Annotated in this window: 13 protein-coding genes; 3 read left to right on the forward strand and 10 right to left on the reverse strand. The window is 67.6% G+C overall.

The window, feature by feature from the left end; genetic code table 11:
• Window positions 1-8: 8 nt before the first annotated feature.
• The 7 genes from MX659_RS07090 to MX659_RS07120 are packed head-to-tail and all read right to left on the reverse strand — an operon-like array spanning window position 9 to window position 10,707.
• Window positions 9-1,163 (reverse strand): glycosyltransferase, encoded by a 1,155-nt coding sequence (locus MX659_RS07090; RefSeq protein WP_267192775.1) that lies wholly within the window; start codon window positions 1,161-1,163, stop codon window positions 9-11.
• The gene (locus MX659_RS07095; protein ID WP_267192776.1) at window positions 1,160-3,133 is read right to left on the reverse strand and encodes an alginate lyase family protein; all 1,974 of its coding nucleotides are present in this window, start codon (window positions 3,131-3,133) and stop codon (window positions 1,160-1,162) included. Before MX659_RS07095 ends, MX659_RS07090 begins: the two co-directional genes overlap by 4 nt.
• Entirely contained in the window at window positions 3,126-4,724 is a 1,599-nt protein-coding gene (locus tag MX659_RS07100) for a glycosyltransferase (RefSeq protein ID WP_267192777.1), read from the reverse strand. The genes MX659_RS07095 and MX659_RS07100 overlap by 8 nt, the downstream gene beginning before the upstream one ends.
• 11 nt (window positions 4,725-4,735) lie before the next feature.
• A complete protein-coding gene (locus MX659_RS07105; RefSeq protein WP_267192778.1) occupies window positions 4,736-6,025 on the reverse strand; it encodes an oligosaccharide flippase family protein in 1,290 nt (429 codons plus the stop codon).
• Window positions 6,026-6,035: 10 nt separating this feature from the next.
• The gene (asnB, locus tag MX659_RS07110) at window positions 6,036-7,946 is read right to left on the reverse strand and encodes an asparagine synthase (glutamine-hydrolyzing) (RefSeq protein WP_267192779.1); all 1,911 of its coding nucleotides are present in this window, start codon (window positions 7,944-7,946) and stop codon (window positions 6,036-6,038) included.
• Complete coding sequence (locus MX659_RS07115) at window positions 7,946-10,099, reverse strand: bi-domain-containing oxidoreductase (protein WP_267192780.1); 2,154 nt, start codon at window positions 10,097-10,099, stop codon at window positions 7,946-7,948. Before MX659_RS07115 ends, asnB begins: the two co-directional genes overlap by 1 nt.
• Entirely contained in the window at window positions 10,096-10,707 is a 612-nt protein-coding gene (locus tag MX659_RS07120; protein WP_267192781.1) for a winged helix-turn-helix transcriptional regulator, read from the reverse strand. The genes MX659_RS07115 and MX659_RS07120 overlap by 4 nt, the downstream gene beginning before the upstream one ends.
• A gap of 122 nt (window positions 10,708-10,829) precedes the next feature.
• Here MX659_RS07120 and MX659_RS07125 point away from each other — a divergent pair, with 122 nt between their 5' ends.
• Together MX659_RS07125 and MX659_RS07130 are read left to right on the forward strand one after the other, a co-directional pair.
• Entirely contained in the window at window positions 10,830-11,573 is a 744-nt protein-coding gene (locus tag MX659_RS07125) for a class I SAM-dependent DNA methyltransferase (protein WP_267192782.1), read from the forward strand.
• The gene (locus tag MX659_RS07130) at window positions 11,570-12,748 is read left to right on the forward strand and encodes a hypothetical protein (RefSeq protein WP_267192783.1); all 1,179 of its coding nucleotides are present in this window, start codon (window positions 11,570-11,572) and stop codon (window positions 12,746-12,748) included. The genes MX659_RS07125 and MX659_RS07130 overlap by 4 nt, the downstream gene beginning before the upstream one ends.
• Here the strand turns inward: MX659_RS07130 and MX659_RS07135 are convergent.
• Window positions 12,696-13,109 carry a GtrA family protein gene (locus MX659_RS07135; protein WP_267192784.1) on the reverse strand — a complete coding sequence of 138 codons (414 nt, stop codon included), beginning with the start codon at window positions 13,107-13,109 and terminating at the stop codon, window positions 12,696-12,698. The genes MX659_RS07130 and MX659_RS07135 overlap by 53 nt on opposite strands.
• An 84-nt stretch (window positions 13,110-13,193) precedes the next feature.
• Between MX659_RS07135 and MX659_RS07140 the strand changes: the two genes are divergently transcribed.
• Window positions 13,194-14,150: a glycosyltransferase family 2 protein gene (locus tag MX659_RS07140; protein ID WP_267192785.1), complete on the forward strand. Its 957-nt coding sequence runs from the start codon at window positions 13,194-13,196 to the stop codon at window positions 14,148-14,150.
• Between the two features lie 6 nt (window positions 14,151-14,156).
• Here MX659_RS07140 and galU read toward each other — a convergent pair whose 3' ends face one another.
• Both galU and hemL read right to left on the reverse strand, forming a co-directional pair.
• Window positions 14,157-15,029 carry a UTP--glucose-1-phosphate uridylyltransferase GalU gene (gene galU, locus MX659_RS07145; protein ID WP_267192786.1) on the reverse strand — a complete coding sequence of 291 codons (873 nt, stop codon included), beginning with the start codon at window positions 15,027-15,029 and terminating at the stop codon, window positions 14,157-14,159.
• A gap of 285 nt (window positions 15,030-15,314) precedes the next feature.
• Window positions 15,315-16,601, reverse strand: a complete 1,287-nt coding sequence (gene hemL / locus MX659_RS07150) for a glutamate-1-semialdehyde 2,1-aminomutase (RefSeq protein WP_267192787.1) — start codon at window positions 16,599-16,601, stop codon at window positions 15,315-15,317.
• Window positions 16,602-16,603 lie beyond the last annotated feature (2 nt).

Consider the following 16,603-nt stretch of genomic DNA (forward strand, 5'->3'; position numbering starts at 1 on the left):
CTCAACATTCACGCACGCGCGGTTCCGATCACCGCTTCCACGGCCTCTTTCACCGCCGCGAACCGCTCGTCCCACGAGTTCGCAGCGGCGTAGGCGATGCGAGCATCCCGCGGACAGCTCGGCGATGCAAGCTCTTCAAAGACCGCCTGGCAAAAGCCGCTTCTGTCGACGAGCCGGACGGGGGCGTTCATGCGCTCGAGCTCGGTCCACCTCGTCGCTACCACCGGCAGCCCTGCCGCGAGGTACTCGTAGACCTTGATGGGGTGCACGGCGTCGATCATCTCGTCCCGCACGAACGGCACGATGCCGAGGTCTGCGTGCGCGAGGTAGCGCGGCAGGTACGCGTACCGGCGCGGCCCCAGCAGACGCACGTTCGGGACGCTGCCGAGCACGGCCGCGACGCGCGACGATGCCGGGCCGATGATGAAGAACGCGGCGTGCGGCATCGCGCGAGCGCACGCAGCGACGAGGTCGGCGTCGAACCAGTACTCTGTGGCGCCCACGTACACCACGCGCGGCCGCGGCGCTTGGGCGTACTCCGGCGGCTCGTCGCCTCCCCGCGCGAAGTGCTCGAACTCCACCCCGTTCGGCAAGCCCACGGCGTCAGGGCGAAGCGCTCGCACGCGTTCGAGCGTGGGCGCCGACACCGCGAAGGCGACATCGGCGTCGCGGATCGCGTCGGCCTCCGCCTGCGCCACGACAGGCGAGACGCCCTTGAAGGCCGACGACTCGTCCGCCACGCGCACCACCCTGCACCGCGCGTGCACGGCGCGAGCGAATGCGGCGTAGTACGGGTTCGTCAGCCACACGACGTCGCACGACGCGAAGCCCGCCTTCGCGAGCACGCTTGAGAGCGGCGGGACGCTCAGCCGGGCGACGCCTTCGTAGACGCAGCGGCTCTTGAGGAGCGGCGCGTCCGCAGGCGGCAGCGCCACGAGCGGCGCGTACCAGGCAAGCCCGTCGACCTGAAGCGGCCCTTCGCGCCATGCCCGGACGCGAACGGCGAGGTCGCGCTTCACGCGGCGCACGAAGTGCAGCGGCGAGATGGGGTGCGAGAGCCACAGCACGTCGTGCCCTTCGCGCGCGAAGCGGGCCGCGTAGTGGTGGCTTCCCACGCGCACGTCGGACTCGTACGGCAGGTTCTCCAGGAACAGTACCTTCACGACTCCTCCAGCGTCCCGTAGGCCGGCGAGTACGGCGGCGGACGATGCTCGCGCAGGTCTTCGAGATCGAGCCTGCTCGCGTCGGTGACGACGACCGCGTCGTCGCGCACCTCGATCATGCGCCACACGGGCTCGCCGTAGCCGTCGTGGCGGCCGACGAAGACGTCCGCGCCAGCGCACTCGCACACGCCCGGCTTCGCGCCAGGCAACACGAACAACCCGAAGTCGAGCCGGGCCGGCTCGCGGCCAGGCACGCGCGGCACGAAGTGCGCCGCGGCCGAACGGTACTCGTTGCGCCGCTCCGGCAGCGGCGTGTACAGGTACGTCCCTGGGTCGCGCACCACGGGCGCGCCATCGATCCACAGCTCGATGCCGAGCTGGTCGCAGTGGTCGTGCCCGCCCGCGCCGTTCTGGCCGATAGCGCCGCAGCGGATCGCCAGGTACAGCCGCTTCGAGCGGTACACGTACACCCCGCTGTCCGGAAAGCACGCCACTGACAGGCCCTCGGCCAGCCGCTCGCCAGGAAACTCATACTCCCGAGCGCGAAGCTCGCCCTGGCTGATGCGCTGACGCAGCCGGTCCCGCGCGCTGGGGTCGCCCACCGACCTCGCAAGCGGCGGGAGCCCTTCGCGCGCAGCGTCGAGCGCGGCAGAAGCGCTCGGCGGTTCGAGGCGTGCGAACGTCCCCGAGTCGTTGTCGCCGAACTGCGGCAGCGCTCCGTCAGGACGCCGCAGTTCGTGGGCGAACCGCTCCCCGGCCGCCACGCGACACGCGATCGCTTCTCGGACGGACGCGAGATCGAGCGGCGGGGTCTCGAGGCCAGGCGCGACGCGCAGCGCCGTCGGGTCGTACGTTTCAAGCGCCGCCAGGCGCTCCGCAGGCAGCAGGTCGAGAAGCGCCATCGACCACGCCATCATGCTGAGCGACAGCAGGTGGTACGACGTCGAGCCCTCGAAGTTGCCGCCGTCCGGATAGAACTGCTCGCGCGCCGCCTTCGCGAGCTCCTGCGCGGCGAACGCGAGCCACGCGTCGGTCTCCCGCGTCCTCTCGAGGTGCGCGGCGATGAACAGCAGCCCTGCGACGTCGGCGAGGTAGTGGTTGCTCCGCAGATCGGGCGACCACTCGAGGTTCGCGACGATGTGCCGGCCGTGCTCGAGCAAGCTGCGCGCGAACAGCCGCTCGAAGTCTGCACCGAGGACGACGCCGCCTTCGCGCAGCAGGTCCATGGCGAGCGTCCAGTTCGCGGCCCGGATGCCGACGTCCATCGGGCACGCCCAGTCGACGCCGAAACCGGGCGGGTTCTGCGCGATGAAGTCGAGAATCTCGTCGAACACCTCACGCGCGTACCGCTCGCGCGCGGCCGCATCGGCGGCCTGGCCAGCGAGCGCAGCCAGCACCGGCAGGTGTTCGCAGCGCGCGAGCTCCCACGGCACCTTCACGTCCACGCCCGGCAGGTGCCCGTACCGCACGTCGCGGTGCCATGTCTGCGCGCTCCAGCGGAAGCCGCTCTTGAAGTCGAGCTGCCAGTCGATAGGAAGGTACTCCGCCGAGACGAGCGACCACACGCGGCGCGACTCGGCCAGATTCGGCGGTGTGACCACGTGCGCGAGCCACGCGCCGTCCCGGTCGGGCAGCACCGGCTCGCCTGGAGGATAGCGGTGGCCTTCCACGCCCCGGCAGGCAGTGCCATACGCGACTGCCACCGGCCCGGAGCCCAGGAGCGAGAAGGTGTGGGCGAGCCACTCCTCGGCGTGCTCTTCCGCAGCGGGCGGCACGCGGACCGCTCCGCGCAGGCCCGCGAGGGGCGCCGCAAGCGCAATGCCGTCACGCGCGTATGCACACCTGCGCATCGCCCGCGCGCGTTCGCGGCTCGCCTCGAAGGCCCGCTTCGCACGACCGACCGCCTTGCGCACCACGACGTGCGGCGGAAGCGAGGCGGCGCGCTTGATGTCGCGCACGAGGTCAGGCATCCGCACTCCCCCGACCGCAGCGCTCACGGAGCGCTTCGACGATGCGCCGCGTGTGCTCGCGCCAGGTGTGCTTGGCGACCGCCTGTTCGCGGGCCGCCGCCCCGAGCCGCGCACGCAGTTCGGGATCGTCGACCAGACGCTCGATGCCGCGGCTCAGGTCCTCCGCGTCGCCTGGCTTCACCAGCCACGCCGTCCGGTCGTGCTCGAGCACTTCGCCGATCTGGTCGAGGTCGCTCGCGACGATGCCGCGCCCCATCGCCATGTACTCGAAAAGCTTGGTGGGCGAGCCGAAGAACGGCGTGCCGTCCGGGTTGGGAACGTGCGGCGAGACGAGCACGTCCATTGCGGCAAGATGCACCGGACCGAGCTCCTGCGGCACGGTTCCGGTGAAGATCACGTTGTCGGCGATGCCGTGATGCTGTGCAGCGGCACGCGCCTCGGAAGCGGTGATACCGTCGCCCACCATCAGCAACCGCGTGCGCCCCCGCAGGTCTTCACGGCGCTCGAGCAGCCGGCCGTACGCGTCCACGAGGACTTCGGCGCCATGCCACCGTCCGAAGGTCCCGATGAAACCGACGACGGTGAGCCCCTCAAGCCCGTAGCGGCACCGGACCTCGGAGCCGTCCAGATCAGGGCGGTAGACGTCGGGATCGACGCCGTTCGGATTCACGAGGATCTTTGTTGGGTCGATCCCGCGAGCCACGAGCTCATCGCGCATGGCTTTCGAGACGACCACCACGAGGTCGGCGCCGCGCAGGTTCGCCAGCTCTATCTTCTCGGCGAGCCGCTCGTGCTTCAGCGGCCGCCCCCAGTGCCGCGCCATCCAGACCTCAGAGCCGTTGTACTCGAGCACGAAAGGCACGCCGAGCGCGGACGAGAGCGCCAAGCCGCAGTAGTTGTTGTGGCTGTAGCGCTGGTATACGAAGCGGACGCGGCGCGGCCCCACGATCTCGCGTGCGCGTGCCAGGAAGTGCTCGTTGTACGCTGCCGACCACAGCTCGCCGATGTCTCGGAACTCCGGCTGCGGCCAGACCACGTGCGTCTCGATATCGGACCGTATCGTCGGGATGAAGTCCGAGGAGATGAAAACCGGCTTCTCGCCGAACGCGTCGAGTTTGTTGAGCACTCCTGCGATGTGCCCGACCGATCCGCCGCCTCTCAGACCGAACGCGAAATCGGTTCGCAGGTAGAGCGGCGCCCCGGAGTCGGGAAGCACGCAGGCCGAGCGGGCACCGAGGGCGTCGACCGCGCGGCCTACCCTCCTGACGAGCGAGCCACTGCGCAGGGCGTCGCGGGCCCACTGGAACCCCAGCCGCACGATGCGAGCTGCGTCGATGCGCTCACGAGCGCCGGCCTCGTCCGTGAACTCTACGGGCCCGCACGTGAGCGCACGCATGAGGAGCGCCGTCGGCAGCCACCGGCCCAGAGCCGGCAGAGCGTAGGTGCGCAGCTCGGCGGAGCGGTACCGCAGGACCTTCCCGAGAACGCGCCCGTTCGACACCCAGCTCCTGAGCTCCTCGAACGAGATGACCTCGACTCCCGAAAGCCGACCTGATTCAAAGTCGGCATTCTTTAGCACGACGAGTCTCATGCCTTCTCCTCCTACGCATTATCTCGTCGAGATTGACGAGAGCGTAGATACGCAAGACTGAACATGAGCATCGAGCAGTAGGCCAGGCTCGACGCGACCCCAGCGCCCTGTATCCCCATCTGTGGCAGCAACCACAGGTTCAGCCCGATGTTGACGAGCGACGCAAGCGCTGGCGACCACACCGCAACCGCCGGCATGCCCTCAGAAGCGAAGTAGTTCATCAGGATCGCATTGACGCCGAGCGCGACGATGCCTGGCAGAAGCCAGAGGAACGCGGGCACGGCCGGAAGAAAGGCATCGCCGTACAGAAGACGCACTGCCGGAGCAGCGAGGAGACCAGCCAGCAGCGCCAGCCCGACCAACAATACACCCATCCACTTAGCTGCCCGCTTCGCCTTCATCCAGCGGTCCGCCGCATCAGCAGTCGCAGAAAGCCGCGGGAACATGATGGTCCCGGCAACGACGGGGAGCATGTAGACGAGGTCGGCCATCGAAGCGGCGATGGAGTACTGGCCCGTCGGCTCAGCGCCCAGAATGTATTTACACATCAGGATGTCGGCTCGCAACACGGTGTATGCGAAGAGCGCTGAGAAATACGCCTTCACGCCATACGAAAGATGCTGCCGCAGAATCGGCAGCGCTACCGTGACCTTCGCATTAAGATGCCGACGCAGTCTGGCCAGGGCCCACCATCCAGAGATGGCAGAAACGGCCAATCCCACAAGCGCCACGCCCTCGACCGAGACCCGCTTACCTACGATGAGCACGGCGAGAACGAGCACCATCACAATCCTCATCACGAGCTCGATGGTGTTGTACGCTCGGACCTCGCCGACGCCCAGCAGCAGGTTCTGGAGCAGCAGGTAGCTTAGGCCTATGGGCACCCCTGCAAGAGCGAGTGCCAACAGAGTCGGGGCCAGAGGTGAGATGTCAGGACGCACCGCAATTGCTGCTGCAACGGCAAGGCAAATGATCGAGCCGACTCCGAGACCCACCAGCATACTGTTGCCAACAAGCACCGGCAGCAGTCGCTTGTCTTTGGCCACGTAGTACGTGTTGGATGAATGCAGCCCGAGGTTTCCGAACTGCACGCCGAGGGCCGTGATCGCTGCCACTGTGGCTTGCAGCCCTCGGCCTGCGGGCCCCAGCGAGCGAGCGATCAGCACGCTCGTTACCAAGCCTATCCCGAGCAGCGCGACCCTCGTCGCCATCGTTTCGGCGACCTTGCGGGCGAAGTCCGATGCCGCGACCTCGCGAAGCCGAACGCGGATCCAGCCCGCGGCCTCACTGATCGCTCGCATGGTTCCTCGGTCACCCATCGGCCACGAACCGCTTCCACCACAGCGCGAAGTTGAGCAGGTACCAGATCTCGCTCTGGTAGCCGGCGTCGAACAGACGCAGCACCTCGCTCCTGTCGAGGAAGTCCGTCTGTTCGCAGAACTCTTCCAGCTCGCGGCGCGCGCGATCGCCCAGCTCCGCGAACATCCACTCGTACACCGGCACGCCGAAGCCCTGTTTCGGGCGGTCGATGAGCTCGTCGGGGATGAGACCGCGCACGGCCTTCTTGAGCACCCGCTTGAACTCGTGGCCATCGCCGATCTTCATGCGCTCAGGGATCCCCATCGCGAACTCCACGAAGCTATGGTCCAAGAACGGCACGCGGCCCTCGAGCGAAACACCCATGCTCATCTTGTCGACGCGCATGAGCAGCAGCTCCGGCAGCCGCATGTTGAGGTCGACGTACGACATCCACCCGAGCCGCGATGGCGTCGCTGCGCTCTCGCGGTACCGGCTCCAGATGGGCTCGACGGCCTCCCACGAGGTACGCCCCGCGAACCGCTCTCGAAGACGCGGCGAGAGCAACCGGTGCTTCATCGTGTCCGTGAACGCCTCGGCCCCGCCCCAGAAGATGCGCTCGTTGCGCGCGCTGCGGCTCAGGTACTCGTACGGCAGCCCCCGGTCCTTGCCGGCTGCTCGCAACGCGGCCAGCCCCGCGCGCTTCACGAACGCAGGCACAGGCAGCGTGTCGTGCCAGCGCTGGAGGTCCAAGCGCGTCTTCCACCACGGATAGCCGTAGAAGAGCTCGTCCGATCCCTCGCCCACCTGGCAGACGATGACGCCATTCTCGCGCGCCAGTTTGCTCACGTAGTACACGGGCACGCACACCGGGTCAGCGATCGGTTCGTCTTGCAGCCACACCATGCGCGGCAGGAAATCGATGAGGTCACGCGGCGTAAGCAGAAGTTCGTGATGGTCCGCGCCCACGGCCTGGGCCATGCGACGCGCGTAGTGCAGCTCGTTCTTGTACGAGCCGTATTCGCCTTCGTAGCCGATGGAGAACGTCTTGACCGGCCCACCTTCGCCCTCGCTGAACAGCGCGGCGTTGGTGGACGAGTCGATGCCGCCGGACAGGAAGACCCCCACCGGCACGTCGGCGATCTTGCGCAGCCGCACCGACTGCCGGAGCTCCTCGAGCAAGCGCTCGACCACGTCGCTCTCGCTCCATCCGCTCAGGTCCTCGGCATCGGCGGCCGCGTCCCAGTACCGGCGCTCCTCGACGGCGCCGTCGTGGCGGACGCGCATCCACGTCGCGTTCGGCAGCTTGCAGATGCCGGCGAACAGCGTCATCGGCGCAGGGGTCGTGAGGAACGACAGGTAGTGGAAGAACGCCTCCTCGTCCACTGCGCGCACCTGGTCCGGGTCTTCGAGGAGCGCCTTTATCTCGCTCGCGAAGACCAGGCGGCCGTCGTGCACGCCGTAGTACAGCGGCTTGATACCGATGCGGTCGCGCACCAGCCACAGCTCGCCGGAGCGGCCGTCCCAGATGCCGATGGCGAACATCCCGCGGAAACGGTGCACGCATTCGATACCCCACTCCTCGAACGCGTGCACGATCACCTCGGTGTCGGAGTGGTCGGTGCGCCAGACATGACCGCCCCGAGCCTCGAGCTCGCGGCGGATCTCGGTGTGGTTGTAGATCTCGCCGTTGAAGACGACCTGCACCGAGCCGTCCTCGTTGCCCATGGGCTGATTGGCGGCGTCCGAGAGGTCGATGATGGAGAGCCGGCGGTGGCCGAGCCCCACACGCCCGTCAGGCGACGTCCACGCGCCTGCGCCGTCCGGCCCGCGGTGCGCCATCGTGTCGCGCATGCGCGTGATGTACGGCTCGCTCACCTGAAACGGCGAGCCGTCGAAGACGAGCGCCCCGACGATGCCGCACATCAGCGCTCGCCCCTGAGCGCGTCCTCGACGTCGAACGCCATCCGCATCGCCTGCTCCTGCTGCCAGAGCGGGATCGGCCAATCCCCGCCCTCGCGGACCGCGCGTGCGAACGCCGCGATCTCCGCAGCCTGCCCCTTGTCGACGACCTTCGTCTCGACGCCTTTGGCGGGTGAACCCACGACCCGGAGCGCCTTGTAGTCATCGAGGACGTAGATCTTGCCGTCGGAGAAGACCTCCGCTTGCTCTTTCGGGTAGTCCGCAGAACCCAGCGCCGTGTACACGAGCGTCGCGACAGACCCGTCTTCGAAGGTGAATGTGGCGGTGAAGTTGTCGTTGCGTGCGTACGTCCCGGTGCGAGGCTCGACAGCCGCGACCTGCACGCCGGTCACGCGTGCGTCCGTGAGGTAGGTGAACAGGTCGTAGATGTGGCACGCCTCGCCGATATTCCGACCGCCGCCTTCGGGCCCGTGCACCCAGTGATCGAGCGGGATGTAGCCGGCGTTCATGCGGTAGACGATGTGCATGGGGTCGCTGCGCCGCGCGGTAAGCTCCTTCAGGCGCACGGCGAACGGTGAGAAGCGGCGATTGAAGCCGGTGAGCAGCACAGGAGCGGCCGCGCCTTCCCGCTCGCGTTCCTCGAAGAACGCCACGACGCGCTCGACCTCGTCGCGCGTGATGCCGAGCGGCTTCTCGACGAGCACGTGCTTGCCCGCCGCAAGCGCTTTGAGGGCAAGGCCAGCGTGGAGGTCGTGCCGCGTCGCGATGAGCACGGCGTCCGCCTCAGGGTCAGCGAGCACCTGCTCGACGTCCGTCGTCGCATACCTCGCTCCGTACTGCCGGGCGGTCGCCTGTGCGTTGTGGCCGGTCCGCGTGCAGACGGCATGCAACGTCATGAGCTCTGGCTGCGCCTTGATGTTCGGCAAGTGCATGCCCTTCGCGAAGCCTCCCGCCCCGATGAGCGCGATACGAACGGAACCGTCGTGCGCAGGCGTCGCGAGGGGGTTCGGCACGACACGCTGCGCGCGCTCCTTCACGGGACGCGGGTACGACAGCAGCACCATCAGGGGCCGAGGCTCGCCGTGCTTGAGCGCTTCGTACGCCCCGGCGGCTTCGTCCACCGGATAGACCGCGGAGATCATCGCATCGAGGTCGATCTTCCCGTCCGCCACGAGCCGGAGGTACTCGGCCATGTTGCGGTTCTCGGTCCACCGCACGTAGCCGATGGGGTAGTCGAGGCCGTGCTCCTCGTACCGCGCATCGTAGCGTCCTGGCCCGTACGAGGTCGAGATGCGGAAGTCGAGCTCCTTCGCATAGATGTCCTCGCGTTTGATGTCGAGCCCGACGTCTCCGACCAGCACCACACGCCCCTTGCGGCGACACATCTTGAACGCGCTCGAGACGACCTCGCTCGACTTCGTCGCGGCCGTGATGATCACGCCGTCTGCGCCGTAGCCGTCGGTCAGCCGGGCCACGCGCTCGATCGCGTCGCCGTCTTCCTGCCGCAGGCCGATGTCCGCTCCCAACCGCTCGGCCAGCGCCACGCGGGAGGCGTCGAGGTCGAGCGCGATGACGCGGCACCCATCGGCTTTCAGCATCTGGACCGTGAGCTGACCGAGGATGCCGAGCCCGATCACCACGAACGATTCGCCGAGCGTCGGCTCCAGACGGCGGACGCCTTGCAGCGCGATGGCGCCCAGCGTGACCGTGCTCGCGTGCGCGAGCGACACGCCGTCCGGCACCTTCACGACCAGGTTCCGTGGCACGCGCACCACCTCGGCGTGGTGCGCAGCCTGCGCCCCCGCGCACGCCACCCGCTCGCCTGGGGCGATGTCCGCGACGCCGGCGCCCACCTCCATCACGGTGCCGGCCACCGAGTAGCCGGTCGGGTCCCCGGACGCCAGCCGCCCCTCAACGACCGCCTTCGTCCGACCGACGCCTTCGGTGGTCACCATCTTGAGCACGGTGAGCACCTTGTCGGGGTTGCGGAGCGCCCGCTTCCACAGCGGCACCGCGCTCGCCTGCATGCCGCTCAGCTCGGTGCCAGCCGAGATGCACGAGTGATCGATGGCGACCACCACCGTGCCCGGTTCGGCCTTCGGAGCGGGCACCTCTTCGACAAGCACCTGTCCTTGCTTCACGAGAACCTGCTTCATGATCCCGTCCTTTGCACAGGCCGGCCGTTCAGGTCTATGACCGGGGCTTTCCAGGCGACATCCGAGGGACCGGCAGTCCCTGCGAGAGATACGATAGCGTCGACCCTTTCGGCATCCAGCTCGTCAGGCCGAAGCACCGGCACGCCCGCGAGCGCGTCGCCGATGCGCCTGCCGCCAGCATCGATGGCTGCGATGACCGACATGCCGCACTCCGGCGCCACCAGCGCCACGAGCTCTGCCGCTTCGTCGGCCCCGAGGACCGCGATGCGCGTGAAGCCGTGGCCTGCGAGCGCTTCCATCTGGGCGCGAAGCCGTGTTCGCGCTGCGACGTAATCGTTGATGGTGTTGTTGGTCCACTCCAGAGCGAGCGCGGCTTTCCGCAACAGGCCCTCTTTGGTGAGGTGGTAGGTGATGGAGCGGTTGCTTTCGCCGCGGATCTTCACAAGGCCCTTGCGCACCAGCGTTCGCACGCAGGCGTTCGCGACGCCGAGCGCGACGCCGAGCTCGCGTGCGAGCTGGCGCTGGGAGATCTCCGGGTTGCGCTCGATCTGCTCGAGAGCAAGCAGCTCTCGGAGCTCGGCGTCCTTGCCTGCGGCAGTGGCTCGCATGCACGCTCCGAACTGTTCAGAACCCGAACGGTTGAATCTTCGCGCATGCACGCCGATGCGTCAAATAGCCTTGACTGTGCGACGATGTGCGAGAATCGGAACGGCACGCGGAAAGGACGGGGATGGACGAAGGGCTACTGCTGAAGATCGGCAGCGTGGAAGACCGCCACTGGTGGTTCGCGGTCCGCCGCCGGATCGTGCTGGACGCCCTCGACAGCGTGAGCCTCCCAGACACCGCCCGCGTCATCGAGATCGGCTGCGGAACAGGTGGCTTTCTCTCGTACCTGCAACAGGCTCACCCGAACTGGCATCTCGCCGGCATCGAGCCGAGCGCGGCGGCAGTCGAAGTCGCCCTGGGCAGAGGCTGCCGCGTCACGGAAGGCGCGTTGCCGAGGCTCGACCTTCCCAACGGGATCGCTGACGCCGTGCTGGCGCTCGACGTCCTCGAGCACTGCGACAACGACACGGTCGCCGCGGCCGAGATCGCCCGCGTGCTCAAGCCGGGCGGATGGCTGGTAGCGACGGTACCGGCCTTGCCTTCTTTGTGGAGCGTCCACGACGAAGATAACGCGCACTTCAGACGCTATACACAACGGACGCTGGAAAGCGCGCTTGCATCGTCTGGATTCGCGTCCTGGCGCATCACCTACTTCAACATGTTCCTGCTGCCCGTGGGATACGCCTCTCGGTTCGCAGCGAACCTCACGGGCTCGCGACGCGCCCTTGGCGTCGATGCGCCGCCCGGATGGCTGAACGCGGGGCTCCGCACGGTCTTCTCGCTCGAGGTCCCCGTGCTGCGGCGGGCGCGGATGCCCGTGGGGATGTCGCTACTTGTCGTGGCCAGGACATCGGAGGAACGCAGTTGATAAACATAGACATCATGCAGTGCAGGCTTGCTGAGCTTGCCGCGACGTACCAAGGGCTTCTGAGAACCGGCATGCCGCTCGTAGCGTACAGAAACGGCGCCCTCGCCCCCGCTGGCTTCAGCGACGACCCTGGGCTGTACCTGATCGTGCCGTGGATCGCCCGAATCCTGCGGCTCGACGTGTACTCCGCATATCAGGTGTTCGTGGTGTTCCTGATCGCTGTCGCAGCGGTCGTCGGGGTGCTCGGGTTATTCCGGCTCACACGCAGTACGCTCGCGCGACTGTACGCCCTGGGGGTCGCGGCGGTGCTGTGTCTCGGAGCGTTCAAGATCGCTGACGTCTACACGGTGTGCTTCGCGTACGCCTTCGCGTTCGTCCCGTGGCTTCTCGTGCGGCTGCGCGATAGAGCGTCCGACTGGAGGACTGTGCTCTTCATGGTTGCGCTCGGAGCGCTCGGCGCCGCGAGCCATCTCGTGCGCAGCCAATCAGCGACGTCTATGGTCCTGTTCGCCGTGATCCTTGTCGTGTTCTGGCTCAAGGACGGCTGGAAGAAGAAGCTCGCCGCCCTGCTAGCGCTTGCCATCGGAGCGGCCGTGGTCCTGGCGGGGTTCTCGGCGTTGCTGGACCGCCGCGAGAGCTACCTCGCTGTGCACGTCGCAGGCTACCGCAGCATGCCCGTCGGCCACCCCTTCTGGCACAGCGCGTACATCGGGCTCGCCTACCTGCCGAACCCATACGTCTCCGCGTGGGACGACAGCGTGGCGGCGCGGAAGGCCGCCGAGCTCGCGCCTGACGCCCCGTACCTTTCTCGCGAGTACGAAGCCGCGCTGAGATCGGAAGTGCTCAGGATCGTCCGCACCGACCCCGTATTCGTCGTGCGGACTGTGGCCGCGAAGCTGGCGACGGAGGTGTTTCGAGCGCTGCTTCTCGTCGGCCTCGGCCTCGTCGCCCTCATCAGACGCAGACCGCCAGCCGCTGTCGTCGCTGCCTTCGCAGCAGCCGTGGCCTTTGAGATGTTGCCGGCGCTGCTCACGATGCCATTCCACCCATACATGCTGGGACTGTACACGTGGTCGGCGACCTTCGGCATCGTGTGCGTCGTCGTGGCGCTCGACGACCGCGTCAGCCAGCGGCAGGCTTCCGGAACACCCAGTGGTTCGCAAGCAGGTAGTTGAGGAGCACCGAGGGCACGAGGACGAGCGCTTCGAGCCCCGCATACGACTGTTCCTGGCTCACACCGACCCCGCGACCGAGCTCATCTGCGGGCCCTTTGAGCAGCGCGATCGCGACCGTGCCCACGAGCAGCACGAACGCGTTCGCCGCGATGAACCGAACAAACGCTCGGCCTGAGGAGTCCCTGTCTTTGAACGTCCACGACCGGTTGAGCACGAAGGAATTGATGACGCCCAACGTCCACCCGGCAGCGTGCGCTGTCGCCGGGTCAGCCCCGAGCCCGGCGTTCAGCAGCACGAACACGACGTACGTGACGAAGGTGTTCGCCACACCGACGAGACCGAATCTCAGCACACGCGACACGCCCGCTCCTTCTGCGGCAGACCTGCTATATCATTGAGCAAGTAGCCGCGTCGGCCAAGAGCGGGCTCATCGATCGGGGAGACGATGGCAAGAGAAGAGCTGCACAGCATCGTAGTGCCGATGTACAACGAGCGGGAGGTAGCCCTGACCTTCCTTGAGCGCGCAACTGCTGCGCTCTCCGCCCTGCCGGCCTACGAGATCATCGTCGTCGATGACGGAAGTACGGACGGCACCTGGGAGATCCTCGATTCGGCACGGGCCGCCTACCCCAACCTGCGGCTGATACGCTTCTCGAGGAACTTCGGCCACCAGACAGCGATCACGGCAGGCATCGACGCGGCGCGCGGAGACACCGTGACGGTGATCGACGCCGATCTCCAAGACCCGCCGGAACTCATCCCGAAGATGGTGGAGAAGTGGCGGGAGGGCGCCGACATCGTCTTCGCGGTCAGGCGGGCGCGACGCGGGGAGAGCCTCTTCAAGAAGGCCACGGCGGCAGCGTTCTATCGCCTGATGCGCTCGTTGGCCGCAGTCGACATCCCGCTCGATTCAGGCGACTTCCGCTTGATGAGCCGCCGAACAGCGGACGCGCTCATCTCCATGCGGGAGCGCAGCCGCTTCATCCGGGGGCTGGTCGCGTGGCTCGGCTTCCAGCGAGCGTATGTCCACTACGATCGGGAAGAGCGGGCCGCGGGACGAACGAAGTACCCGCTCGGCAAGATGCTCCGGCTGGCCGCGGACGGCATCGTGTCCTTCTCGCTGAGACCGCTGCAGCTCGCGGCGCTCTTCGGAGCGCTGTCGGCGCTCATCGGCTTCGGCGTCATCGTCTACGCGATCGTCGAGCGGCTGCGCGGCGGCGACGTCGTCCCCGGCTGGACCTCGCTCATGGTCGCGGTGCTGTTCATGGGAGGCGTGCAGCTGCTGTCGCTCGCGATACTTGGCGAGTACGTCGGCAGGATCTACGACGAGGTCCGCGGCAGACCGCTGTACGTCGTGCATGAGAGGGTGGGCTTCGACGACGAGGACGGCGCGCGGGACTGAGCCCTCCTACTCCTCGCCTCGCGTCCCCCGCCCGAGCAGCGCCTCCAAGCGCTCCCGCAGGTCTGCGCCGAACTCGGGGCTTTCCAGCCCGAGCGCGATGTTCGCCTCGATCCACGAGAGCACGTTGCCGGTGTCGTAGCCCTCGCACTCCAGCGAGATCGCGTACAGCTCCTCGCTCTTCAGCAGCTCGCGTAGCGCGTCGGTGAGCTGGATCTCGCCTCCCCGGCCGGGCTCGACGTGCGGCAGGATCTCCATCACCTTCGGCGTCAGAAGGTAGCGGCCGAAGATGGCCAAGTTGCTCGGCGCCGTGTTGATGGCGGGCTTCTCCACCAGGTCGGTGACCTTCCACACGCCCGGCTCCACCTCGTGCCCGGCGATGACACCGTACCGGCTCACGTACTGTTCTTCCACCGGCGTGACGGCAATGACCGACGCCCCGTATCGCTCGTGGACCTCGCGAAGCCGTTTCAGGCACGAGGCATTCGGCATGATGACGTCGCCGAGCAGCACGAAGAACGGCTGGTCGCCCGTGTGCGCGGCGCCGCATAGCACTGCGTGACCGAGGCCGCGCGGCCGCTTCTGGCGCACGTAGAAGACCTCCGCGAGCTCGGAGATGCCGCGCACCTGCCGAAGCTTCTCCGTGTCGCCTGCGCGCTCGAGCAGGTCTTCCAGCTCCACCGAGCGGTCGAAGTGGTCCTCGATCGCGCGCTTGCCGCGCCCGGTGATGATCAAGACGTCGTCGACGCCGGCCGCCACGGCCTCCTCGACGACGTACTGGATCACCGGCTTGTTCAGCACCGGCAGCATCTCTTTGGGCTGCGCCTTGGTGGCCGGCAAGAAGCGGGTGCCGAGACCCGCTGCCGGGATGATCGCCTTCATCGTCGCTTTTCACACCCTTCGTGACCCCGCGCCGCGGAAACAGCGCTGACGGCAACCTCCACAGGGTACACCAGCGGCACGAGACGTAGAAGTGGTCAGCCGTTCGCTTCTGCCGCACCGGCCCCTGCGATGAGATGCCACGGCAGCGCGATGATCTTGCTCCATGCGAGCACGAAGTCTGCTCGACGGCTTGGTGCGTCCTCGAGCAGGAATCCATCACCCCCTGAATGATTTTCATTCACGGGGTGAATGGTTTTCCCGAACGGAGCTTGGTAACCGCCCCGCTCACTCGATGCTCGCAAGCACCTCCGCGGCAGCGGCCGTCATGCGGTCGATGTCGTCGTCTGTGTGCGCGAGCCCGACGAAGGTCGCCTCGAACTGGCTCGGCGCGAGCATGACGCCCCGCTCCAGCATGCCGCGGAAGTACCGCGCGTACCGGTCGGTGTCGCTCGTCGAGGCGGTCTTCCAGTCCCGCACCTGCTCCGCGGTGAAGAACATGCACGCCATCGACCCCACGCGCGTCAGGAACGCGTCCACGCCCGCCTGCTCGACCGCCGCGCGCAGGCCGGCCTCCAGCCGCGCGCCCTTGCGCTCGAGCTCGTCGTACACGCCCGGCTGCTTGAGGGCCTCGATCAGCGCGAGGCCAGCGACCATCGCGACCGGGTTGCCCGAGAGCGTGCCGGCCTGGTAGACGGGGCCGACAGGAGCCAGACGCTCCATGATCTCACGCTTGCCGCCGAATGCGCCCACCGGGAAACCGCCACCGATGATCTTGCCGAGCGTCGTGAGGTCGGGCATCACGCCGTAGCGCTCCTGCGCACCGCCCAGGGCAACGCGGAAGCCCGTGATGACCTCGTCGAAAATGAGAACCGCGCCGTACTCGTCGCACACCACGCGCAGCCCCTCGAGGAACCCTTCCGCTGGGGGAACCACGCCCATGTTGCCGGCCACCGGCTCGACGATCACCGCCGCGATCTGCTCGCCCTGCTCCGCGAACGCAGCTCGCACGGCCTCGATGTCGTTGTACGGCAAGACGATCGTGTCGGCGGCCGCGCCCTTGGTCACGCCCGGCGTGCTCGGGATGCCGAGCGTGAGCAGACCGCTCCCTGCCGCCACCAGAAGGGCGTCGGAGTGACCGTGGTAGCAGCCGTCGAACTTGACGAACTTCTCACGGCCCGTGTACCCGCGCGCGAGCCGGATGGCGCTCATGGTGGCTTCCGTGCCGCTCGACACCATGCGCACCATCTCGATGGACGGCACGGCCTCGACGACCGCCTCGGCCATCAGCACCTCGGCCTCGCACGGGGCGCCGTACGAGGTGCCAAGCTCGAGCTGTTCGCGAACGGCGTCGAGCACCGCGTCCGGCGCATGCCCGAGGATCATCGGGCCCCACGATGCCACGAAGTCGACGTACTCGTTGCCGTCGACGTCCCACACGCGCGAACCTTTCGCACGCTCGTAGAACACCGGCTCGCCACCCACGCTCCGGAACGCGCGGACAGGCGAGTTCACGCCGCCAGGGATGACGCGCTGTGCGCGGTCAAGAAGCTCGTGCGAGCGGTCGGTCCTCATGC

The organism is Parvivirga hydrogeniphila (assembly GCF_023371205.1).
Taxonomy (GTDB): Bacteria; Actinomycetota; Coriobacteriia; order Anaerosomatales; family Anaerosomataceae; genus Parvivirga; species Parvivirga hydrogeniphila.